The organism is Dickeya sp. Secpp 1600 (assembly GCF_003049805.1).
GTDB classification, from domain to species: Bacteria; Pseudomonadota; Gammaproteobacteria; order Enterobacterales; family Enterobacteriaceae; genus Dickeya; species Dickeya fangzhongdai.
Map to the genome: position 1 here is coordinate 1,388,261 of NZ_CP023484.1, position 21,655 is coordinate 1,409,915.

A 21,655-nucleotide genomic window follows, 5' to 3' on the forward strand; every position below is an offset into this window, starting at 1 on the left:
ACTGCTAACCACCAGATAGGGCGGCTGCGTTTAACGCTTGGTAACTGATGGCTCGAAATCGCGTTCGCTGTGGCCGGTGTACAGCTGGCGCGGACGGGCGATTTTCAGCCCTTCGCCGTGCATTTCGCTCCAGTGAGCGATCCAGCCGACGGTACGCGCCATCGCGAAAATCACCGTGAACATGGTAGACGGAATGCCCATGGCTTTCAGGATGATGCCGGAGTAGAAGTCCACGTTGGGGTAGAGCTTGCGCTCGATGAAGTACGGGTCGTTCAGTGCGATATTTTCCAGCTCCATCGCCACTTCCAGCAGGTCATCCTTGGTGCCCAGTTCTTTCAGCACTTCATGACAAGTCTGGCGCATCACGGTGGCGCGCGGGTCGTAGTTCTTATACACGCGGTGGCCGAAGCCCATCAGGCGGAACGAGTCGTTCTTGTCCTTGGCGCGTTTGATGAAGGCTGGAATGTGCTCGACGGAACTGATTTCTTCCAGCATACGCAGACAGGCTTCGTTGGCGCCGCCGTGTGCCGGCCCCCATAGCGAAGCAATGCCCGCGGCGATACACGCGAACGGGTTGGCGCCGGAAGAACCGGCGGTACGCACGGTGGACGTGGACGCGTTCTGTTCATGATCGGCATGCAGAATCAGGATGCGGTCCATAGCGCGTTCCAGCACCGGATTCACTACGTATTCTTCGCACGGCGTAGCAAACATCATGTGCAGGAAGTTGCCAGCGTAGGACAGGTCATTACGCGGATACACGAACGGCTGGCCGATGGAGTACTTGTAGCACATGGCCGCCACGGTCGGCATTTTCGACAGCAGGCGATAGGCGGCGATTTCGCGGTGACGTTCGTTGCCGATGTCCAGCGAGTCATGGTAGAACGCCGCCAGTGCGCCCGTCACGCCGCACAGCACCGCCATCGGGTGGGAGTCACGGCGAAAGCCGTGGAACAGGCGGGTGATCTGCTCGTGAATCATGGTATGGCGGGTAACGGTGGTCTTGAAGGTGTCGTACTGTTCCTGCGTCGGCGCTTCGCCAAACAGCAGGATGTAGCAGACTTCCAGGTAGTTGGATTTTTCCGCCAGTTGCGCGATGGGATAGCCGCGGTGCAGCAGTACGCCCACATCGCCGTCAATATAAGTGATTTTGGATTCACAGGACGCGGTAGAGGTAAAACCGGGGTCAAATGTGAAATAACCTTTAGAACCGAGGCTACGAATATCAATTTCGTCGTTGCCAAGCGTACCAGACAGGACATTCAGCTCAATAGACTCTTTACCGTCTATGGTAAGCGTTGCTTTTTTATCAGCCATTTACAGTCTCCTTAGCGCTTTAATCTTTAATTTTAAAAATTCGTCACTGCAGAAATACCGTCATGCCCGCACACTGGACAAAGTAAACAGACCAGACGTCACTCTGCGGTCTGCAAGAAGACCGGGGTACAGAGTTGACCATATGTCAGGCGGCCACAGTCAGGGTGAACACGTGCTCTCCCAGCCTGGGCATTAACCCTGTCCTGCTCTAATTGTAGCTAGTACTTATCACTTTTCCGGGGACTTTGTTTCCCACTGTTACATAACTTTGGTGAATGGGAAAGAGCTACCGATGAGCTTTAACAGGGCAAAAGGTTTCTTGGGTCCTAGTTGTAATTTAAATGTTTAAGATTTGTCAAATCAGATAATTAATTTTATATAAATTGTGAAATTCGTGATCTTACTCACTGTTCAGGGCAAATGTGCCCAAACAGTTTGTAGGGTAATTGTAATAAGAATGTGAAGTGCCTATACTGCCGCCAGGTCTCCGGAATACCCTGCAGTAGGAGCACCCAGTGTGATCGGTTTGTGCGACTGAAGAAAAGGATCATGATTCAGGCGCGCATTGACAGAGACAAACATCATCTCACCGTCCACACTGTCTGACCCCACAACAGGTCCGGAGGAAGAAAATAATAAAAGCTGTGTGGGCAAACCCGTGAAAAAACAAAGACCTGTCAATCTGGATCTGCAGACGATCCGGTTCCCCGTTACCGCGATAGCATCTATTCTTCACCGTGTCTCCGGCGTTATTACGTTTGTTGCTGTGGGTATTCTGTTGTGGCTGCTCGGTCTCTCCCTCTCTTCGCAGGAAGGGTTTGTCCAGGCGGCGGCCATCATGGACAGCTTCATCGTGAAATTCATTGTCTGGGGCATTCTGACCGCGCTGGCCTATCATATTGTAGGTGGTCTGCGCCATCTGCTGATGGATTTCGGCTACATCGAAGAAAATTTCGCGGCGGGATCACGTTCTGCAAAAACCTCTTTCATTATTACTGTCGTGCTTTCATTTTTGGCTGGAGTCCTCGTATGGTAAGCAATGCCTCCGCATTGGGGCGTAATGGCGTACACGATTGGTTATTACTTCGCGCTTCTGCCATCGTCATCGTGCTGTATGTCCTGTATATCGTTGGCTTTGTGGCCAGCGCCGGTAACATCACGTATGAAATCTGGCGTGGTTTCTTCGCCATGCACCTCACCAAGGTATTCACCCTGCTGACGTTGTTCGCCATTCTGGTCCATGCCTGGATCGGGATGTGGCAGGTGCTGACTGATTACATCAAACCGCTGGCCGTCCGGCTGACTTTGCAGCTGGCTATCGTGGTCGCGTTGTTGGTGTACGTCATTTATGGAACTGTTGTGGTGTGGGGTGCGTAATGAATTTGCCAGTCAGAGAGTTTGATGCCGTTGTCGTCGGCGCGGGTGGTGCCGGTATGCGCGCCGCGCTGCAGATTTCCCAGATGGGCCTGTCCTGCGCCCTGTTATCAAAAGTGTTCCCGACTCGTTCCCATACCGTGTCCGCTCAGGGCGGAATTACCGTGGCGCTGGGTAACACCCACGAGGATAACTGGGAATGGCACATGTATGACACCGTGAAAGGTTCCGACTATATCGGTGACCAGGACGCGATTGAATATATGTGCAAAACCGGTCCGGAGGCGATTCTGGAACTGGAGCACATGGGGCTGCCGTTCTCCCGTCTGGATGACGGCCGCATTTATCAGCGCCCGTTCGGCGGTCAGTCCAAGAATTTCGGCGGCGAGCAGGCTGCCCGCACCGCGGCGGCGGCGGACCGTACCGGTCACGCGTTGCTGCACACGCTGTATCAGCAGAACCTGAAAAACCATACCACGATCTTTTCCGAATGGTATGCGCTGGATCTGGTGAAAAACCAGGATGGCGCGGTGGTGGGATGTACCGCCATCTGCATCGAAACCGGCGAAGTCGTTTATTTCAAAGCCCGTGCCACCGTACTGGCGACCGGCGGCGCAGGCCGTATCTATCAGTCCACCACCAACGCCCACATCAACACCGGCGACGGCGTCGGCATGGCGTTGCGCGCTGGCGTGCCGGTGCAGGACATGGAAATGTGGCAGTTCCACCCGACGGGGATCGCCGGCGCCGGCGTGCTGGTGACCGAAGGGTGCCGCGGTGAAGGCGGTTACCTGCTGAACAAGCACGGCGAGCGTTTCATGGAGCGCTATGCGCCGAACGCCAAAGATCTGGCGGGGCGCGACGTAGTAGCGCGTTCCATTATGATCGAAATCCGCGAAGGCCGGGGCTGCGATGGCCCGTGGGGGCCGCACGCCAAACTGAAGCTGGACCATCTGGGCAAGGACGTTCTTGAATCCCGTCTGCCGGGCATTCTGGAACTGTCCCGTACCTTTGCGCACGTAGACCCGGTGAAAGAGCCGATTCCGGTTATTCCGACCTGCCACTACATGATGGGCGGTATTCCGACCAAGGTAACCGGCCAGGCGCTGACCGTGAACGAGAAGGGCGAAGACGTGGTGATTCCGGGTCTGTTCGCCGTGGGCGAAATCGCCTGCGTTTCCGTACACGGCGCCAACCGTCTGGGCGGCAACTCGCTGCTTGACCTGGTGGTGTTCGGTCGTTCCGCCGGTATGCACCTGCAGGAATCTCTGGCCGAACAGGGCGATACCCGCGACGCCAGCGATTCCGATGTCGACGCCTCGCTGGAACGTCTCAACCGTTGGAACAATACCCGTTCCGGTGAGGACCCGGTGGAGATCCGCAAGGCGCTGCAAGCCTGCATGCAGAATAACTTCTCGGTATTCCGCGAAGGCGATGCGATGGCGAAAGGGCTGGAAGAGCTGAAAGTGATCCGCGAGCGTCTCAACAATGCCCGTCTGGACGATACTTCCAGCGAGTTCAACACCCAGCGCATCGAATGTCTGGAGCTGGACAACCTGATGGAAACCGCTTACGCCACTGCGGTATCGGCAAACTTCCGCACTGAAAGCCGTGGTGCTCACAGCCGCTTCGACTATCCTGATCGTGATGACGAGAATTGGTTGTGTCATTCGCTGTATCAACCGCAAACCGAAAGCATGACGCGCCGTGAGGTGAACATGCAGCCTAAACTGCGCCCGGCGTTCCCGCCGAAAGTGCGTACTTATTAATTGTGCGGAGAGAAAGCGATGAAAGTTGAATTTTCCGTTTATCGTTACAACCCGGATGTCGATAGTGCGCCGCGCATGCAGGACTATACGCTGGAAGCGGAAGAAGGCCGCGACATGATGCTGCTGGATGCGTTGATCCTCCTGAAAGAACAGGATCCGACGTTGGCGTTTCGCCGCTCCTGTCGTGAGGGGGTGTGTGGTTCTGACGGTCTGAACATGAATGGCAAGAATGGGCTGGCGTGCATTACCCCGGTGTCCACCCTGCGTAACGGCAATAGCAAAATTGTGATCCGCCCCCTGCCGGGGTTGCCGGTTGTGCGTGATTTGGTGGTGGACATGGGGCAGTTCTATGCCCAATATGAGAAAATCAAACCTTACCTGTTGAATAATGGGAAAAATCCGCCGGCGCGCGAGCATTTGCAATCGCCGGAACAGCGGGAAAAACTGGATGGACTGTACGAGTGCATCATGTGCGCTTGCTGCTCCACGTCCTGCCCGTCGTTCTGGTGGAACCCGGATAAGTTTATCGGGCCTGCCGGTCTGCTGGCCGCGTATCGTTTCCTGATCGATAGCCGCGATACGGAAACCAAAGCGCGTCTGGACGACCTGAATGACGCTTTCAGCGTATTCCGCTGTCACAGCATCATGAATTGCGTCAGCGTTTGCCCGAAAGGCTTGAACCCAACGCGCGCCATCGGCCATATCAAGTCGATGCTGTTGCAGCGTAGCGCCTGAGTTTCAGACGCATGTAACAAACCGGTTCCCCCGCAGTAAGGCGGGGGAGTCACAGGAAACCTTTAAAAACCGGCTTATGCGCCAGAACCGTTTTTTAAAGGTTCCTTCAGGATAGGAATATCCGCAGCGTGTGTAACCAGGCACAGCAAGTGAACCGTTTTTACGGCAACCCGTTTTATAACGGCAACATAAGACATGTTAACCACGGCGAAAACTGAAGCTTATTAGCTTAAGGGATCACAATGCAGAACGGCGCAATGAAGGCCTGGCTGGATTCCTCCTATCTGGCGGGCGCGAACCAGTCCTACATAGAGCAGCTCTATGAAGATTTTTTAACTGACCCGGATTCTATCGATCACAGCTGGCGTTCGATTTTTCAACAACTTCCCACCACTGGGGTTAAACCGGATCAACTTCACTCCAAAACTCGCGACTATTTCCGCCGCCTGGCGAAAGACGCTTCGCGTTATACCTCTTCCATTACCGATCCTGACAACGATGCCAAGCAGGTTAAGGTATTGCAGCTGATTAACGCTTTTCGTTTCCGTGGTCATCAGCATGCCAATCTTGATCCGCTGGGTTTATGGAAACAGGAACACGTACCGGATCTGGATCTTGCCTATCACAACCTGACTGACGACGACCTGAAAGAGAGCTTCAATGTCGGCTCGTTCGCCATCGGCAAGGAAACCATGCAGCTTGGCGAGCTGTACGCGGCGCTCAAGCAGACCTACTGCGGCCCGATTGGCGCAGAATACATGCACATCACCAATACCGAAGAAAAACGCTGGATTCAGCAGCGCATCGAGTCGGTAGTGGGGCTGGCGAGTTTTACCGTCGAAGAAAGAAAGCGTTTTCTGAAAGAGTTGACCGCCGCCGAAGGGCTGGAGCGCTATCTGGGCGCCAAGTTCCCAGGTGCCAAGCGCTTCTCGCTCGAAGGGGGCGATGCGCTGATCCCGATGCTGAAGGAAATCATCCGTCACGCGGGTAAAAACGGTACGCGCGAAGTGGTGATGGGGATGGCCCACCGTGGGCGTCTCAACGTGCTGGTGAACGTGATGGGTAAAAAACCCCAGGATCTGTTCGATGAGTTCTCCGGCAAGCACAAAGATCACCTCGGTACCGGCGACGTGAAATACCATCAGGGTTTCTCGTCTGATATGGAAACCGAAGGCGGCAAAGTGCATCTGGCGCTGGCGTTCAACCCGTCGCATCTGGAAATTGTCAGCCCTGTGGTGATTGGATCGGTACGCGCGCGTATCGATCGTCTGGACAACCCCAGCAGCTCTCTGGTGCTGCCGATCACCATTCACGGCGACGCCGCGATTGCCGGTCAGGGCGTGGTGCAGGAAACCCTGAACATGTCTAAGGCTCGGGGTTACGAAGTAGGCGGTACTATCCGTATCGTCATCAACAACCAGATCGGTTTCACCACGTCGAATCCGCGTGATGCTCGTTCCACCGAATACTGTACCGACATCGGCAAGATGGTGCAGGCGCCGATTTTCCACGTCAACGCCGACGACCCGGAAGCGGTGGCGTTCGTCACCCGTCTGGCGCTGGATTTCCGCAACACCTTCCAGCGTGATGTATTCATCGATCTGGTGTGCTACCGCCGTCACGGTCATAACGAAGCCGATGAGCCGAGTGCTACCCAGCCGGTGATGTACCAGAAGATCAAGAAACACCCGACGCCGCGTAAAATCTACGCCGACCGTCTGGAGCAACAGCAGATGGCGACGCTGGAAGACGCCACCGAGCTGGTCAATCTTTACCGCGACGCGCTGGATGCCGGCGAATGCGTGGTAGACGAGTGGCGCCCGATGGATATGCACTCCTTCACCTGGATGTCTTATCTCAACCATGAGTGGGATGAGCCTTATCCGCACAAGGTTGAAACCAAACGCCTGCAGGAGCTGGCGCATCGGATCAGTGAAGTGCCGGAAGCGCTGGAAATGCAGCCGCGCGTCGCCAAGATTTATAACGACCGCGCCGAGATGGCGGCGGGTGAAAAACTGTTCGACTGGGGCGGAGCGGAAACGCTGGCTTACGCCACGCTGGTGGATGAGGGCATCCCGGTACGTCTGTCCGGTGAAGACGCCGGGCGCGGCACCTTCTTCCATCGTCATGCGGTGGTGCATAACCAGAAAGGCGGTTCCACTTACACGCCGCTGGCGCATGTGCATAACGCGCAAGGTGTGTTCAATGTCTGGGATTCGGTGCTGTCTGAAGAGGCGGTGCTGGCGTTCGAATACGGTTATGCCACGGCCGAACCGCGCACGCTGACTATCTGGGAAGCCCAGTTCGGCGACTTCGCCAACGGCGCGCAGGTAGTGATTGACCAGTTCATCAGTTCCGGCGAGCAGAAGTGGGGCCGTATGTGCGGTCTGGTGATGCTGCTGCCGCACGGCTATGAAGGTCAGGGACCGGAGCACTCCTCTGCGCGTCTGGAGCGTTATCTGCAACTGTGCGCCGAGCAGAACATGCAGGTGTGCATTCCGTCCACGCCGGCGCAGGTGTACCACATGTTGCGCCGTCAGGCGTTGCGTGGCATGCGTCGCCCGCTGGTGGTGATGTCGCCGAAATCGCTGCTGCGTCATCCGCTGGCTACTTCCACGCTGGATGAACTGGCAAGCGGCCAGTTCCAGCCAGCGATTGGGGAAATTGACGAGCTTGATCCGAAAGCGGTGAAGCGCGTCGTGCTGTGTTCCGGCAAGGTCTACTATGATTTACTGGAACAACGTCGCAAGAATGAACAGAAAGATGTGGCGATAGTGCGTATCGAACAGCTGTACCCGTTCCCGCATCAGGCCGTGCAGGCCGCGCTGGAGCCGTTCGCTCACGTACATGATTTTGTCTGGTGCCAGGAAGAGCCGCTGAACCAGGGCGCGTGGTACTGCAGCCAGCACCACTTCCGTGAGGTGATTCCTTTTGGCGCCTCGTTGCGGTATGCCGGTCGTCCGGCCTCTGCTTCACCCGCCGTCGGCTATATGTCCGTACACCAGAAACAACAACAAGCTCTGGTTGATGACGCGCTGAACGTTAATTAAATGAATAAGGATAGATAATGAGTAGCGTAGATATTCTTGTCCCTGACCTGCCTGAATCGGTAGCCGATGCGACTGTGGCTACCTGGCACAAGAAACCGGGCGACAGCGTCCAGCGTGATGAAGTGCTGGTTGAAATTGAAACCGATAAAGTCGTGCTGGAAGTTCCTGCGATTGAAGCCGGCGTGCTGGAAGTGGTGCTGGAAGCGGAAGGCGCCACCGTGACGTCCCGTCAGGTCCTGGGGCGTTTGCGTCCCGGCGACAACTCTGGCAAGGAAACCAGCGAAAAAGCGCAGAGCAAAGAATCGACGCCCGCACAGCGTCATACAGCCGGGCTGGAAGATGAGAATAACGATGCCCTGAGTCCGGCTATCCGTCGTCTGATTGCCGAGCACGATCTGGACGCGGCTGCCATCAAGGGCAGCGGTGTCGGCGGCCGTATCACTCGTGAAGACGTGGAAAAACACCTGGCTGCTCAGAAACCGGCTGGCAAAAAGGCGGATGCGCCTGCCGCAGCGCCGGTTTCATCTGCACCGGCTCTGGGCAACCGTAGCGAGAAACGCGTTCCCATGACCCGTCTGCGTAAGCGTGTGGCCGAGCGTCTGCTGGAAGCCAAAAACAGCACCGCCATGCTGACCACGTTCAACGAAATCAACATGAAGCCAATCATGGATCTGCGCAAGCAGTATGGCGAGGCGTTCGAGAAACGTCATGGCATTCGCCTGGGCTTCATGTCCTTCTATATCAAGGCCGTTGTGGAAGCCCTGAAGCGTTTCCCGGAAGTGAATGCGTCCATTGATGGCGAAGATGTGGTTTACCACAACTACTTTGACGTCAGCATCGCGGTGTCGACCCCGCGCGGTCTGGTGACGCCGGTGCTGAAAGATGTCGATCTGCTGGGTATGGCCGAGATCGAGAAGAAAATCAAAGAACTGGCGGTGAAAGGCCGTGACGGCAAACTGACCGTCGAAGAGCTGACCGGCGGTAACTTCACCATCACCAACGGCGGCGTGTTCGGTTCCCTGATGTCGACCCCGATCATCAACCCGCCGCAGAGCGCGATTCTGGGGATGCACGCCATCAAGGATCGCCCGATGGCGGTGGATGGTCAGGTGGTGATTCTGCCGATGATGTACCTGGCATTGTCCTACGATCATCGTCTGGTCGACGGCCGTGAATCGGTCGGTTTCCTGGTTACCGTTAAAGAGATGCTGGAAGACCCGGCCCGCTTGCTGCTGGATGTCTAACGCGTTGCAGTGAAAGGCGGCCGGCCTGCGCCCTGCCGCCTTTATTATGTGCTATGCAGGCCGTTGCGAACGCGCGGCGGCGTTATCCACGACAGAGAGTCTTTGGACTTATCTTCAAACTTAAATGGATAGAACATCATGAATTTACATGAGTATCAGGCAAAACAGCTCTTTGCGCGGTATGGTTTACCGGCGCCTACCGGTTACGCCTGCACAACACCGCGTGAAGCGGAAGAAGCGGCATCCAAGATTGGCGCAGGTCCGTGGGTCGTGAAGTGTCAGGTACATGCCGGCGGTCGCGGCAAGGCCGGCGGCGTGAAGCTGGTGAACAGCAAAGAAGAGATTCGCGCCTTTGCCGAAAACTGGCTGGGCAAGCGTCTGGTGACCTACCAGACTGACGCCAGCGGCCAGCCGGTTCACCAAATTCTGGTGGAAGGCGCGACGGACATTGATAAAGAACTTTACCTGGGTGCGGTCGTCGACCGCGGCACTCGTCGTGTGGTGTTCATGGCATCCACCGAGGGTGGGGTAGAGATTGAGAAAGTTGCGGAAGAAACGCCGCACCTGATCCATAAAGTCGCGCTGGATCCGTTAACCGGCCCGCAGCCGTATCAGGGGCGTGAGCTGGCGTTCAAGCTGGGCCTCAGCGGCAAGCAGGTGGCGCAGTTCACCAAAATTTTCATGGGACTGGCGACCCTGTTCCTGGAGCGTGATTTGGCGCTGGTGGAAATCAACCCGCTGGTGATCACCAAACAGGGCGATCTGATCTGTCTGGACGGCAAGCTGGGCGCCGACGGCAATGCCCTGTTCCGTCAGCCGGAACTGCGCGAAATGCGCGACCACTCTCAGGAAGACGCGCGTGAAGCGCATGCCGCTCAGTGGGAACTGAACTATGTGGCGCTGGATGGCAATATCGGCTGCATGGTAAACGGCGCCGGTCTGGCTATGGGAACCATGGACATCGTGAAACTGCACGGCGGTTCACCGGCCAACTTCCTTGATGTGGGCGGCGGCGCTACCAAAGAGCGTGTTACTGAAGCCTTCAAGATCATCCTGTCCGACGACAAGGTGAAAGCGGTACTGGTGAATATTTTCGGCGGTATCGTGCGTTGCGACCTGATTGCCGACGGTATTATCGGCGCGGTAGCCGAAGTGGGTGTGAACGTTCCGGTGGTGGTGCGTCTGGAAGGCAACAATGCCGAACTGGGAGCGCAAAAACTGGCGGATAGTGGTCTGAATATCATTGCTGCGACCAGCCTGACGGATGCGGCTCAGCAAGTGGTTGCTGCAGTGGAGGGTAAATAATGTCCATTCTGATCGATAAAAACACCAAAGTCATCTGTCAGGGTTTTACCGGCAGTCAGGGGTCGTTCCATTCAGAGCAGGCGATTGCTTACGGTACGCAGATGGTTGGGGGCGTGACGCCAGGCAAGGGCGGCACCGAGCATCTGGGTCTGCCGGTATTTAATACCGTGCGCGAAGCGGTAGAAGCCACTGGCGCGACAGCGTCGGTCATCTATGTCCCGGCGCCGTTCTGCAAGGACTCCATTCTGGAAGCCATTGATGCCGGCATCCAGTTGATCATCTGTATCACTGAAGGTATCCCGACGCTGGATATGCTGACGGTGAAAGTGAAGCTGGAGCAGAGCGGCGTTCGGATGATCGGTCCGAACTGTCCGGGGGTCATTACGCCGGGCGCCTGCAAGATCGGCATCATGCCGGGCCACATTCATCTGCCTGGCAAGGTAGGCATCGTGTCCCGTTCCGGTACGCTGACCTATGAAGCGGTGAAGCAGACTACTGATACCGGTCTGGGTCAGTCGACCTGCGTAGGTATCGGCGGCGACCCGATTCCGGGCTCCAACTTTATCGATATTCTCAAGTTGTTCGAGCAGGATCCGCAAACCGAAGCCATCGTGATGATCGGTGAAATCGGCGGCACCGCGGAAGAAGAAGCGGCAGCTTACATCAAAGAGCACGTTACCAAACCGGTAGTGGGTTACATCGCTGGGGTTACGGCGCCGAAAGGCAAGCGCATGGGCCATGCCGGCGCGATTATCGCGGGCGGCAAAGGTACGGCGGATGACAAATTCGCTGCGCTGGAAGCGGCGGGCGTCAAGACCGTACGCAGCCTGGCTGATATCGGCGATGCGGTAAAAGCCGTGCTGGGGCGTTAAGCCGCAGGCTCAGCATACCGGAAAAGTAGTGTGTAATATTTTCAAAGTTCGACATGTTTGGCCACCTCGGGTGGCCTTTTTTATATTTGAAGCTTGTCGCAAAAATATAGCCTGAAAGAAAAATATTTAATCAATCCGGCAACAATAAGGTAACAATAAGCGCATAAATTAAAAAATTCTATATTTGAGATCAACTCGCGCTATTTTTAATTAAAATAAGAAATATATTATTAACGACATGCATCGTAAACCGCCCAATTACATTGGATTAACATTCGATGAAATGTAAAATAAAAGACGCATTTTATTAACATTGGGGTGGATATTTGTTTTAGATCAAAAATCCAGGCTGGATATCCATTTGAAAATAAGATTAAATTGCGTCAGGTCAATTGTGTCTTTGGCGGTATGCGGTGCAGAGGTTGGCGTAGAATCAAAAAACTCAATCCGCATCACGTAAAAACCTATTTATTGTAGGGTTGTAGAGGCGTAATATACCGATACTCTTATCCGAGTATGCTATTTGTAATTCTGTAATTTCTCTTTGGCTTACTTTTCAAATGCGCCGTGGTGACGTGGTAGCGCATATTGAGGCCTGTGCTAAAGCAATTGTTGTGTTCTTTAGGTTACTAACTGCCGGGTATTTAGTGGCTTGTCCGTACAGCGAGCTAAAGACCCTCCTGCGAGGAGCAAGGAGTTAAGATGTTTGATGTAGTCGAACTGTCACGTTTACAGTTTGCCTTGACCGCGATGTATCATTTCCTGTTCGTGCCTTTAACGCTGGGGATGGCGTTTTTGCTGGCGATCATGGAAACCGTGTATGTCCTGTCCGGCAAACAAATCTACAAAGATATGACCAAGTTCTGGGGCAAGTTGTTTGCAATCAACTTTGCTCTCGGCGTTTCCACCGGTCTGACCATGGAATTCCAGTTCGGTACTAACTGGTCATATTACTCTCACTATGTCGGCGATATCTTCGGTGCACCTCTGGCAATCGAAGGATTGATGGCGTTCTTCCTGGAATCCACTTTCGTCGGGTTGTTCTTCTTTGGCTGGGATCGCCTGGGCAAAGTGCAGCACATGGCGGTAACCTGGCTGGTGGCATTGGGTTCCAACCTGTCTGCGCTGTGGATCCTGGTGGCTAACGGCTGGATGCAGAACCCGGTCGCGTCGGATTTCAACTTCGAAACCATGCGCATGGAGATGGTGAGCTTTGCCGATCTGGTGCTGAACCCGGTTGCACAGGTGAAATTCGTTCACACTGTCGCCGCGGGTTACTGTACCGGCGCGATGTTCATTCTGGGCATCAGCTCTTACTACCTGCTGAAAGGGCGCGATGTCGCTTTCGCCAAACGCTCCTTTGCGATCGCGGCCAGTTTCGGTATGGCGGCGGTGCTGTCTGTTATCGTGCTGGGCGATGAGTCCGGTTATGAAATGGGCGACGTGCAGAAAACCAAGCTGGCGGCCATCGAAGCTGAATGGGAAACCCAGCCAGCGCCGGCGGCGTTCACTCTGTTCGGTATTCCGAATCAGGAGACGATGGAGAATAAGTACGCGATTCAGATTCCCTATATGTTGGGCCTGATCGCCACCCGTTCTACCGACAAGACCGTTACCGGCCTGAAAGAGTTGATGGAACAGCATGAAGTGCGCGTTCGTAACGGGATGAAAGCGTATCACCTGTTGCAGCAACTGCGTTCCGGCAACACCGATCCGGCGGTTCGTGATGAATTCGTCAAGAACAAGCAGGATCTCGGTTATGGCCTGCTGCTCAAGCGCTATACCACCAATGTGGCTGATGCCAGCGATGCGCAGATCAAACAGGCGGTCAAGGATTCTATCCCGCGTGTGGCGCCGTTGTACTTCTCCTTCCGCATCATGGTGGCCTGTGGCGTGCTGATGTTGTTGATCATCGGTCTGTCTTTCTGGACGGTGCTGCGCAACAAGATTGGTCAAAAACGCTGGCTGCATCGTATCGCGCTGTACGGCATCCCGTTACCGTGGATTGCCGTTGAAGCCGGCTGGTTTGTGGCTGAATACGGCCGTCAGCCGTGGGCGATTGGTGAAGTGTTGCCGACAGCTGTCGCCAACTCCTCGCTCACCGCGGGAGACATCCTGTTCTCCATGGGACTGATTTGTGGTCTTTACACGCTGTTCCTGGTGGCTGAAATGTACCTGATGTTCAAGTACGCACGTCTGGGTCCAAGCAGCCTGAAAACGGGGGCCTATCACTTCGAACAGCCGATCGCGGCTCAGGAAGCACGGTAACAGGAGTCCACTATGTTTGATTATGAAGTATTGCGTTTTGTCTGGTGGCTGCTGATTGGTGTGCTGCTGATCGGTTTTGCGGTTACCGATGGTTTCGACATGGGCGTTGGTGTTCTGGTTCGCCTGATGGGTCGCAACGATGTAGAGCGCCGTGTGATGATTAACAGCATCGCGCCGCACTGGGACGGTAACCAGGTTTGGTTGATCACGGCGGGCGGCGCACTGTTTGCTGCCTGGCCGATGGTTTACGCCGCCGCGTTTTCCGGTTTCTACATCGCCATGATTCTGGTGCTGGCGTCTCTGTATTTCCGTCCGGTCGGCTTTGACTACCGGTCGAAAATCGAAGATCCGCGTTGGCGTAACATGTGGGACTGGGGCATTTTCATCGGTAGTTTCGTACCGCCGGTGGTCATCGGGGTGGCATTCGGCAACCTGCTGCAGGGCGTGCCGTTCCATGTGGATGAGTATCTGCGCCTGTACTACACCGGCAATTTCTTCCAGTTGCTCAATCCGTTCGGGTTGCTGGCGGGCGTTGTCAGCCTGAGCATGATCGTGGCTCAGGGCGCTACCTATCTGGTGATGCGTACCTCTGGCGATCTGCACTTCCGCGCTAAAAAGGTTGCTCAGTTTTCTTCGCTGGCGCTGACAGTAACCTTTGCTCTGGCCGGGGTCTGGGTGGTTTATGGCATCGATGGCTATGCGGTGACCTCGGTCATCAATACCGCTGGTGAATCTAACCCGCTGCATAAAGAAGTAGCGCGTCAGGCCGGCGCCTGGCTGGTCAACTTCAATCAGCACCCGGTCCTGTGGGCTATCCCGCTGCTGGGCGTCGTGCTGCCGTTGATGACTGCTGTCATGGCCCGTGCGGAGAAAGGCGCGATGGCGTTCCTGTTCTCTTCGCTCAGTATCGCCTGTGTGATTCTGACCGCCGGGATCGCTATGTTCCCGTTTATTATGCCGTCGGTGACGGTACCGAATGTCAGCCTGACTATGTGGGATGCCACATCCAGCCTGCTTACGCTCAGAGTGATGACCGTGGTAGCGATTATTTTCGTTCCCATCGTGCTGTCCTACACCATCTGGTGTTACTACAAGATGTTCGGACGCATCACCAAAGAGCATGTTGAGCAGAACTCTCATTCGTTGTACTAAGTAAGGAGCCTGACTTATGTGGTATTTTGCCTGGATATTGGGAACGCTTCTTGCTTGTTCGCTAGGCGTGATTACCGCTCTGGCACTGGAACAGAGCGAAGCAACCAAGACGAATCAAGATAAACCGCAATGATTGCTTTCATTGATCGTCTGTACCGCTGTATGGATAAGGGCCCGTTACGGGCCCTTTCCCTGATTATGGCGCTACTGCTGGCCGGCTGCGTATTCTGGGAGCCGGCGCGTTTTGCCGCACGCACCAGCTCGCTGGCGGTCTGGCAGGGGATAGCGCTGATTTGGGCGGTCTGTACCGGCGTCGTTCACGGCGTGGGTTTTCGTCCTCAGCGGATGCGCTGGCGCGCTTTCTTTTCCCCCCTTCCGGCCTTTGTGATCCTGGCCGCAGGATTGTATTACTACTTCCTGTAAAATAGCCTCTCATTCCTTTTGGTTATGGGTTGTCCGCAACCCATAATTATTTACCTTCCTGTACATAGAACCCATTCCAAACCTTATCCCTCTTGCGTATAGTAGCGGGGTTTATCGCATTACCGGGATGTAGAGTGAGTAATAAAGTGTTCCGCTGGCCAGTGCGCGTCTACTATGAAGATACAGATGCAGGTGGTGTGGTTTATCACGCGCGTTATGTGGCCTTCTATGAACGGGCCAGAACCGAAATGTTGCGCGCACACGATTTTCATCAGCGCGTACTCATGAATGAACATGTTGCCTTTGCTGTTCGTAAAATGACGGTTGAGTATCTTGCCCCGGCGCGTCTTGACGACTTACTGGAAGTGCAGAGCGAAATCGTTGTGATACGCGGCGCTTCCCTGACATTCGCACAGCGAATCCTTGACTCACATGGCACCCTGCTAAGCCATGCCGAGGTTTTAGTCGCATGCATCGATCCATTTCAAATGAAGCCAATTGCGCTTCCTAAGTCTATTGTCGCGGAGTTTAAGCAGTGACTGACATGAATATTCTTGATTTGTTCCTGAAGGCTAGCCTTCTGGTTAAACTTATCATGTTAATTTTAATCGGTTTTTCCATCGCTTCCTGGGCGATTATCATTCAGCGTACCCGTATTCTGAATTCTGCGACGCGTGACGCCGAAGCGTTTGAAGACAAGTTCTGGTCGGGGATTGAACTGTCCCGTTTGTATCAGGAAAGCCAGACTCGCCGCGAAAGCCTGGGCGGAACCGAACAAATCTTCTATGCGGGCTTCAAAGAGTTCGCCCGTTTGCACCGCGCCAACAGCCATGCGCCTGAAGCGGTGGTGGAAGGCGCGTCTCGCGCCATGCGCATTTCCATGAACCGCGAGCTGGAAACATTGGAAACCCACATTCCTTTCCTCGGCACCGTCGGCTCCATCAGCCCTTATATCGGTCTTTTTGGTACCGTATGGGGGATTATGCACGCATTTATCGCGCTCGGCGCAGTGAAGCAGGCGACGTTGCAGATGGTTGCGCCCGGTATCGCGGAAGCGTTGATCGCTACCGCCATCGGTCTGTTCGCCGCGATTCCGGCGGTCATGGCCTATAACCGCCTGAACCAGCGCGTCAACAAGCTTGAGCAGAATTACGATAACTTCATGGAAGAGTTCATTGCTATCCTGCATCGTCAGGCTTTCTCCAGCGAAGGCAACCGTTAATCGGGAGGTGATATGGCTCGTGCGCGTGGCGGCCGCCGGTCGCTGAAATCCGAGATTAATATTGTTCCCCTGCTGGACGTGTTGCTGGTGCTGCTGCTGATCTTCATGGCGACCGCACCGATCATTACCCAGAGCGTGGAAGTGGATCTGCCGGATGCAACCGAATCCAAAACCGTATCCAGCAACGATAATCCGCCAGTGATTGTCGAGGTATCCGGTGTAGGGCAATACAGTCTGGTGGTTGATCATAATCGTATGAATCAACTGCCTGCGGAGCAGGTGGTGGCTGAAGCCCAGTCCCGCCTGACCGCGAACCCGAAAACGGTCTTTTTGATCGGGGGTGCCAAGGATGTTCCTTATGATGAGATCATCAAGGCGCTGAATTTGTTGCATCAGGCGGGTGTCAAATCTGTCGGGTTGATGACACAGCCGATTTGACCGGCGAGTCCGTGAATGATGAAGTCTGTGGATAATGGCGTTTGTGCACGATGACGTTTTTACACGATGAGTAGTCATTTGTCTGGCAAAACTGTTTTTGGGAACCCCTTGTGTTAAAGGCAAACGAACGAAACGATAAGCTAAAGCGTGCCGTCATTATCTCGGTCGTTTTGCACGTTATTCTGATTACGTTGCTGATTCTGAGTTCGCTGAACCAGAAGATGGATGACGCCAGCGGCGGTGGCGGCGGGTCATCCATCGACGCGGTGATGGTCGATCCCAGCGCGGTGGTCGATCAGTACAACCGGCAACAACAACAACAGAACGATGCCCGCCGCGCCGAACAGCTGCGTAAGAAGCAGGCGGAACAGCAGGCAGAAGAACTGCAGGCGAAACAGGCGGCTGAACAGCAACGGCTGAAAGAACTGGAAAAAGAGCGTCTGCAGGCGCAGGAAGAGGCGAAACAGCAGGCGCAGGAACAGGCAGAACAACGTAAACAGGCGGAAGAAGCCGCCCAGAAAGCGAAAGAACAGCAGAAACAGGCGGAAGCCGCCGCCGCTAAAGCCAAAGCGGAGGCCGAGCAGCAAGCTAAAGCCGCAGCCGAGGCGAAGAAGCGTGCTGAGGAAGAAGTGAAAAAGCAGGCTGCTGCCGACGCGAAGAAAAAGGCGGAAGAAGAGGCTAAAGCCAAAGCTGCCGCCGCGGCAGAAGCAAAGAAAAAAGCGGAAGAGGAAGCCAAAGCCAAGGCGGCTGCTGATGCTAAGCAGAAAGCCGAGGAAGAGGCCAAGGCCGCCGCGGCAGAAGCCGCCAAGGAAAAGGCGGCAGCCGATGCTGCTAAGAAAGCTGAGGCGGCCGCCGCGGCCAAGAAAGCAGCTGACGACAAGAAAAAGGCGGCCAAACAGGCCGGTGAGGTTGATGATCTGCTCGGCGGGCTGGCTTCATCGAAGAACGCGCCGAAAGGCGGCGGCAGTGCCGCTGGCGGCGGAGCGCCGGCCGGGGTAGGCAATAACAAGAAGAGCGGGGCATCCGGCGCTGCGCTGGACAGCTACGGCAGCCAGGTTCGCACCGCGATTCAGAGCAAATTTTATGACTGGGAGTCCTACAAGGGGCGCACCTGTACGTTACGTATCAGACTGGCGCCGGATGGCCTGCTGGTTGATGTGAAGAGCGAGGGGGGCGATCCGGCGTTGTGTCAGGCGGCGATTGCTGCTGCCAAACAGGCGCGGATACCGAAGCCGCCCAGCTCTGATGTATATGAAGCTTTCAAGAACGCACCGATAGACTTTAAACCGCAGTGACCCGGTTGCCAGTTGGCGGAGTTTAAGACTATGACTATATCTGGTCGCCGTGCACATCGTGTTTGTTGATATGGGTTTGTTAAAACGCTGCCAGGTTATCGTAGGCTCTGGAGCCGGGATAAGGGAGATGAGATGAAGCAGGCATTAAAAATTGCATTGAGTTTTCTGATGCTGTGGACGGCTGTGTTGCATGCAGAAGTCCGTATTGAAATTACCCAGGGGGTCGACTCTGCGCGCCCAATCGGTGTGGTTCCGTTCAAATCGGCGGGCGGCGCTGTTCCTGAAGAAATCGGCAGTATTGTCGCCGCGGATTTGCGCAATAGCGGCAAGTTCAATCCGATCGATCCGAGCCGTATGCCTCAGCAGCCAGGTAGTGCCGCTGAAGTGACTCCGGCCGCCTGGACTGCTCTGGGGATCGATGCGGTAATTGTCGGCCAGGTTCAACCGACTGCGGATGGCTACCTGGTGTCCTATCAACTGGTGGATACCTCCGGCAGTGCCGGCAGCGTACTGGCCCAGAACCAGTTCAAAGTGACCAAACAGTGGCTGCGTTATGCCGCTCACACCGCCAGTGATGAAGTGTTTGAAAAACTGACCGGCATCAAGGGCGCTTTCCGTACCCGTATCGCCTATGTGGTGCAGACCAATGGCGGGCAGTATCCGTACGAATTGCGTGTAGCGGACTACGACGGTTACAACCAGTTCGTGGTACACCGTTCTCCGGAACCGCTGATGTCTCCTTCCTGGTCGGCGGATGGCAGCAAACTGGCGTATGTGACGTTTGAAAGCGGCCGCTCCGCGCTGGTTGTTCAGACGCTGGCTAATGGCGATATCAAACAAGTCGCTTCTTTCCCGCGTCATAACGGTGCGCCGGCATTCTCTCCGGACGGCTCCAAACTGGCGTTTGCGCTCTCCAAGAGCGGTAGCCTGAATCTGTATGTGATGAATCTGGGCTCTGGTCAGATTTCTCAGGTGACCGACGGTCGCAGCAATAACACTGAGCCGACCTGGTTCCCTGACAGCCAGACGCTGGCCTATACTTCTGACCAGGCTGGTCGTCCGCAGATTTATAAAATCGGTGTTAACGGCGGCGCTCCCCAACGTCTGACCTGGGAAGGCGCTCAGAATCAGGATGCTGAAATCAGTAGCGATGGTAAATTCCTGGTGATGGTCAGCTCCAACGGCGGCGCTCAGCATGTCGCCAAACAGGATCTGGTAACGGGTGGCGTTCAAGTATTAACGGACACGTTCCTGGATGAAACGCCGAGTATCGCACCCAATGGCACCATGGTAATCTACAGTTCCAAACAGGGGCTGGGTTCCGTGCTGCAACTGGTTTCGACCGACGGGCGTTTTAAAGCGCGTCTTCCGGCAACCGATGGTCAGGTGAGATTCCCTGCCTGGTCGCCGTATATGTAATCAAAATATGTACAATAACCTATTTAAAGGACATAGAAATGCAATTCAATAAAGTGCTGAAAGGCCTGATGTTGGCTCTGCCGGTGCTGGCTGTTGCCGCATGTAGCTCCAACAAACACGCTAATAACGACCAGTCTTCCCTGAACGGCGGCGCTGGCATGGAAAATGGCGGCAACATGTCTTCTGCTGAGCAGGCTCGTCTGCAGATGCAGGAACTGCAGCGCAACAACATCGTTTACTTCGATCTGGACAAATACGACATTCGTCCTGATTTCGCTCAGATGCTGGATGCACACGCTGCTTTCCTGCGCAGCAACCCGTCCTACAAAGTGACTGTTGAAGGTCATGCGGACGAACGCGGTACGCCGGAATACAACATCGCGCTGGGCGAACGTCGTGCCAACGCTGTGCAGATGTACCTGCAGGGTAAAGGCGTGTCTGCCGATCAGATCTCCGTGGTTTCTTACGGTAAAGAGAAACCTGCCGTTCTGGGTCATGACGAAGCAGCATGGTCCAAGAACCGTCGTGCCGTTCTGGTATACTAAGAGAATCGCATGAGCAGTAACTTCAGACATCACGTGTTGAGTCTGTCGTTACTGGTTGGCGTAGCGGTCCCCTGGGCCGCTACTGCCCAGGCGCCAATCAGTAATGTCGGCTCTGGCTCGGTAGAAGATCGAGTCACTCAGCTTGAGCGTATCTCTAACGCTCACAGTCAGTTATTAACCCAACTTCAGCAACAACTCGCCGACACTCAGCGCGATATCGATGGCTTGCGCGGCCAGATCCAGGAAAACCAATATCAGTTGAATCAGGTCGTTGAGCGTCAGAAACAGATCTATCAGCAGATTGACAGCCTGGGTTCTCAAAGCGGCGGCCAGTCTTCTTCTGCTGCGTCATCGGCAGCAGGAGCGGGCAACGCGGCGGCGTCTGCGCCGGCGGCAACCAGTAATGCTGGCGCGACGAATAGCCCCAGCGCTGATTCGGCAGCGGCACCGGCCATGACTGGCGATGCTAACACCGATTACAACACGGCGGCGTCGTTAGTATTGGAAAAAAAGCAGTATGATCAGGCTATCGTGGCGTTTCAAAATTTCGTCAAGAAATACCCTGATTCAACCTACCAGCCGAATGCCAACTACTGGTTAGGGCAATTGTTCTACAATAAGGGTAAAAAAGACGACGCGGCGTATTACTTTGCTAATGTTGTCAAAAGTTACCCTAAATCTCCTAAAGCTTCGGAAGCTATGTTCAAGGTTGGCGTCATCATGCAGGAAAAAGGGCAGACTGATAAAGCCAAGGCAGTCTACCAGCAAGTGGTAAAAAACTACCCGAATACCGATGGCGCCAAGCAAGCTCAGAAGCGTTTAGCCGATTTGTAATTCCCTTTCTGGTGCAAAAATTGCGCGATATGCGTGGTTTTTGTGCCAGAACGTTCAAGGGATAAGCAATTGAATTTTTTTTTCGGAAAATAGGTTGCACAGAAAAATTATATTAGTAATATATGCCGCCGTTGCCAGGGCGATGCTGAATCGCTGAAAGCAGCAAGGTGTTTTGGGTCGTTAGCTCAGTCGGTAGAGCAGTTGACTTTTAATCAATTGGTCGCAGGTTCGAATCCTGCACGACCCACCAAAACAAAAGAATCTCTGTGTAGCATATCCCGTAGCGGGTCGTTAGCTCAGTCGGTAGAGCAGTTGACTTTTAATCAATTGGTCGCAGGTTCGAATCCTGCACGACCCACCACCGCTAAATAAATCACTCCTCTTTAATTCGCT

General features: G+C 54.8%; 20 protein-coding genes and 2 tRNA genes. 21 read left to right on the forward strand and 1 reads right to left on the reverse strand.

What is annotated here, in order from left to right; all coding sequences use genetic code 11:
* Nucleotides 1–30: 30 nt before the first annotated feature.
* On the reverse strand, nt 31–1,317 hold the full coding sequence (locus tag CPA59_RS06365; RefSeq protein ID WP_038660825.1) for a citrate synthase: 1,287 nt from the start codon (nt 1,315–1,317) through the stop codon (nt 31–33).
* Nucleotides 1,318–1,963: 646 nt separating this feature from the next.
* Here CPA59_RS06365 and sdhC point away from each other — a divergent pair.
* The 21 genes from sdhC (at nt 1,964) to CPA59_RS06470 (ending at nt 21,623) form a co-directional block, all read left to right on the forward strand.
* On the forward strand, nt 1,964–2,353 hold the full coding sequence (gene sdhC, locus CPA59_RS06370) for a succinate dehydrogenase cytochrome b556 subunit (RefSeq protein ID WP_038918316.1): 390 nt from the start codon (nt 1,964–1,966) through the stop codon (nt 2,351–2,353).
* Entirely contained in the window at nt 2,347–2,694 is a 348-nt protein-coding gene (gene sdhD / locus CPA59_RS06375; RefSeq protein ID WP_033570062.1) for a succinate dehydrogenase membrane anchor subunit, read from the forward strand. Before sdhC ends, sdhD begins: the two co-directional genes overlap by 7 nt.
* Complete coding sequence (gene sdhA / locus CPA59_RS06380) at nt 2,694–4,460, forward strand: succinate dehydrogenase flavoprotein subunit (RefSeq protein WP_038660815.1); 1,767 nt, start codon at nt 2,694–2,696, stop codon at nt 4,458–4,460. The genes sdhD and sdhA overlap by 1 nt, the downstream gene beginning before the upstream one ends.
* A gap of 18 nt (nt 4,461–4,478) precedes the next feature.
* The gene (locus CPA59_RS06385) at nt 4,479–5,195 is read left to right on the forward strand and encodes a succinate dehydrogenase iron-sulfur subunit (protein WP_038918317.1); all 717 of its coding nucleotides are present in this window, start codon (nt 4,479–4,481) and stop codon (nt 5,193–5,195) included.
* Between the two features lie 242 nt (nt 5,196–5,437).
* The gene (gene sucA / locus CPA59_RS06390; protein WP_038918318.1) at nt 5,438–8,245 is read left to right on the forward strand and encodes a 2-oxoglutarate dehydrogenase E1 component; all 2,808 of its coding nucleotides are present in this window, start codon (nt 5,438–5,440) and stop codon (nt 8,243–8,245) included.
* A gap of 17 nt (nt 8,246–8,262) precedes the next feature.
* Nucleotides 8,263–9,489: a 2-oxoglutarate dehydrogenase complex dihydrolipoyllysine-residue succinyltransferase gene (odhB, locus tag CPA59_RS06395; RefSeq protein ID WP_038918320.1), complete on the forward strand. Its 1,227-nt coding sequence runs from the start codon at nt 8,263–8,265 to the stop codon at nt 9,487–9,489.
* Between the two features lie 138 nt (nt 9,490–9,627).
* Entirely contained in the window at nt 9,628–10,794 is a 1,167-nt protein-coding gene (gene sucC / locus CPA59_RS06400; RefSeq protein ID WP_100849160.1) for an ADP-forming succinate--CoA ligase subunit beta, read from the forward strand.
* Nucleotides 10,794–11,666, forward strand: a complete 873-nt coding sequence (gene sucD / locus CPA59_RS06405) for a succinate--CoA ligase subunit alpha (RefSeq protein WP_038918322.1) — start codon at nt 10,794–10,796, stop codon at nt 11,664–11,666. The genes sucC and sucD overlap by 1 nt, the downstream gene beginning before the upstream one ends.
* 702 nt (nt 11,667–12,368) lie before the next feature.
* Nucleotides 12,369–13,934 (forward strand): cytochrome ubiquinol oxidase subunit I, encoded by a 1,566-nt coding sequence (gene cydA, locus CPA59_RS06410; RefSeq protein ID WP_038660796.1) that lies wholly within the window; start codon nt 12,369–12,371, stop codon nt 13,932–13,934.
* A 12-nt stretch (nt 13,935–13,946) separates the two neighbouring features.
* Complete coding sequence (gene cydB / locus CPA59_RS06415) at nt 13,947–15,086, forward strand: cytochrome d ubiquinol oxidase subunit II (RefSeq protein ID WP_049853572.1); 1,140 nt, start codon at nt 13,947–13,949, stop codon at nt 15,084–15,086.
* 16 nt (nt 15,087–15,102) lie between these two features.
* Nucleotides 15,103–15,219, forward strand: coding sequence for a cytochrome bd-I oxidase subunit CydX (gene cydX, locus CPA59_RS06420; protein WP_012770583.1), 117 nt, complete (start codon nt 15,103–15,105; stop codon nt 15,217–15,219).
* Nucleotides 15,216–15,509, forward strand: a complete 294-nt coding sequence (gene ybgE, locus CPA59_RS06425; protein WP_038918324.1) for a cyd operon protein YbgE — start codon at nt 15,216–15,218, stop codon at nt 15,507–15,509. The genes cydX and ybgE overlap by 4 nt, the downstream gene beginning before the upstream one ends.
* A 134-nt stretch (nt 15,510–15,643) precedes the next feature.
* Entirely contained in the window at nt 15,644–16,048 is a 405-nt protein-coding gene (gene ybgC, locus CPA59_RS06430) for a tol-pal system-associated acyl-CoA thioesterase (RefSeq protein WP_038660789.1), read from the forward strand.
* Nucleotides 16,045–16,731, forward strand: coding sequence for a Tol-Pal system protein TolQ (gene tolQ / locus CPA59_RS06435; protein ID WP_033570051.1), 687 nt, complete (start codon nt 16,045–16,047; stop codon nt 16,729–16,731). Before ybgC ends, tolQ begins: the two co-directional genes overlap by 4 nt.
* Before the next feature lie 12 nt (nt 16,732–16,743).
* Entirely contained in the window at nt 16,744–17,169 is a 426-nt protein-coding gene (gene tolR / locus CPA59_RS06440; RefSeq protein WP_012770579.1) for a colicin uptake protein TolR, read from the forward strand.
* A 110-nt stretch (nt 17,170–17,279) separates the two neighbouring features.
* Nucleotides 17,280–18,464 (forward strand): cell envelope integrity protein TolA, encoded by a 1,185-nt coding sequence (gene tolA, locus CPA59_RS06445; RefSeq protein WP_038918325.1) that lies wholly within the window; start codon nt 17,280–17,282, stop codon nt 18,462–18,464.
* Nucleotides 18,465–18,596: 132 nt separating this feature from the next.
* Entirely contained in the window at nt 18,597–19,883 is a 1,287-nt protein-coding gene (gene tolB / locus CPA59_RS06450) for a Tol-Pal system beta propeller repeat protein TolB (protein WP_038918326.1), read from the forward strand.
* Between the two features lie 38 nt (nt 19,884–19,921).
* Entirely contained in the window at nt 19,922–20,428 is a 507-nt protein-coding gene (pal, locus tag CPA59_RS06455) for a peptidoglycan-associated lipoprotein Pal (protein WP_013317030.1), read from the forward strand.
* A 9-nt stretch (nt 20,429–20,437) separates the two neighbouring features.
* On the forward strand, nt 20,438–21,262 hold the full coding sequence (cpoB, locus tag CPA59_RS06460) for a cell division protein CpoB (RefSeq protein WP_107758906.1): 825 nt from the start codon (nt 20,438–20,440) through the stop codon (nt 21,260–21,262).
* A gap of 174 nt (nt 21,263–21,436) precedes the next feature.
* Nucleotides 21,437–21,512: transfer RNA gene (locus CPA59_RS06465), tRNA-Lys, on the forward strand.
* Between the two features lie 35 nt (nt 21,513–21,547).
* Nucleotides 21,548–21,623 (forward strand) — tRNA-Lys (locus CPA59_RS06470).
* Nucleotides 21,624–21,655 lie beyond the last annotated feature (32 nt).

Coding starts and splice junctions, on each gene's coding strand:
- ybgE (WP_038918324.1), top strand. CDS start 15,216: ATGATTGCTTTCATTGATCGTCTGTACCGCTGTATGGATAAGGGCCCG.
- CPA59_RS06365 (WP_038660825.1), bottom strand. CDS start 1,317: ATGGCTGATAAAAAAGCAACGCTTACCATAGACGGTAAAGAGTCTATT.
- CPA59_RS06385 (WP_038918317.1), top strand. CDS start 4,479: ATGAAAGTTGAATTTTCCGTTTATCGTTACAACCCGGATGTCGATAGT.
- cydX (WP_012770583.1), top strand. CDS start 15,103: ATGTGGTATTTTGCCTGGATATTGGGAACGCTTCTTGCTTGTTCGCTA.
- odhB (WP_038918320.1), top strand. CDS start 8,263: ATGAGTAGCGTAGATATTCTTGTCCCTGACCTGCCTGAATCGGTAGCC.
- tolB (WP_038918326.1), top strand. CDS start 18,597: ATGAAGCAGGCATTAAAAATTGCATTGAGTTTTCTGATGCTGTGGACG.
- sdhD (WP_033570062.1), top strand. CDS start 2,347: ATGGTAAGCAATGCCTCCGCATTGGGGCGTAATGGCGTACACGATTGG.
- sucA (WP_038918318.1), top strand. CDS start 5,438: ATGCAGAACGGCGCAATGAAGGCCTGGCTGGATTCCTCCTATCTGGCG.
- tolR (WP_012770579.1), top strand. CDS start 16,744: ATGGCTCGTGCGCGTGGCGGCCGCCGGTCGCTGAAATCCGAGATTAAT.
- sdhA (WP_038660815.1), top strand. CDS start 2,694: ATGAATTTGCCAGTCAGAGAGTTTGATGCCGTTGTCGTCGGCGCGGGT.
- cpoB (WP_107758906.1), top strand. CDS start 20,438: ATGAGCAGTAACTTCAGACATCACGTGTTGAGTCTGTCGTTACTGGTT.
- sucC (WP_100849160.1), top strand. CDS start 9,628: ATGAATTTACATGAGTATCAGGCAAAACAGCTCTTTGCGCGGTATGGT.
- pal (WP_013317030.1), top strand. CDS start 19,922: ATGCAATTCAATAAAGTGCTGAAAGGCCTGATGTTGGCTCTGCCGGTG.
- cydA (WP_038660796.1), top strand. CDS start 12,369: ATGTTTGATGTAGTCGAACTGTCACGTTTACAGTTTGCCTTGACCGCG.
- sucD (WP_038918322.1), top strand. CDS start 10,794: ATGTCCATTCTGATCGATAAAAACACCAAAGTCATCTGTCAGGGTTTT.
- cydB (WP_049853572.1), top strand. CDS start 13,947: ATGTTTGATTATGAAGTATTGCGTTTTGTCTGGTGGCTGCTGATTGGT.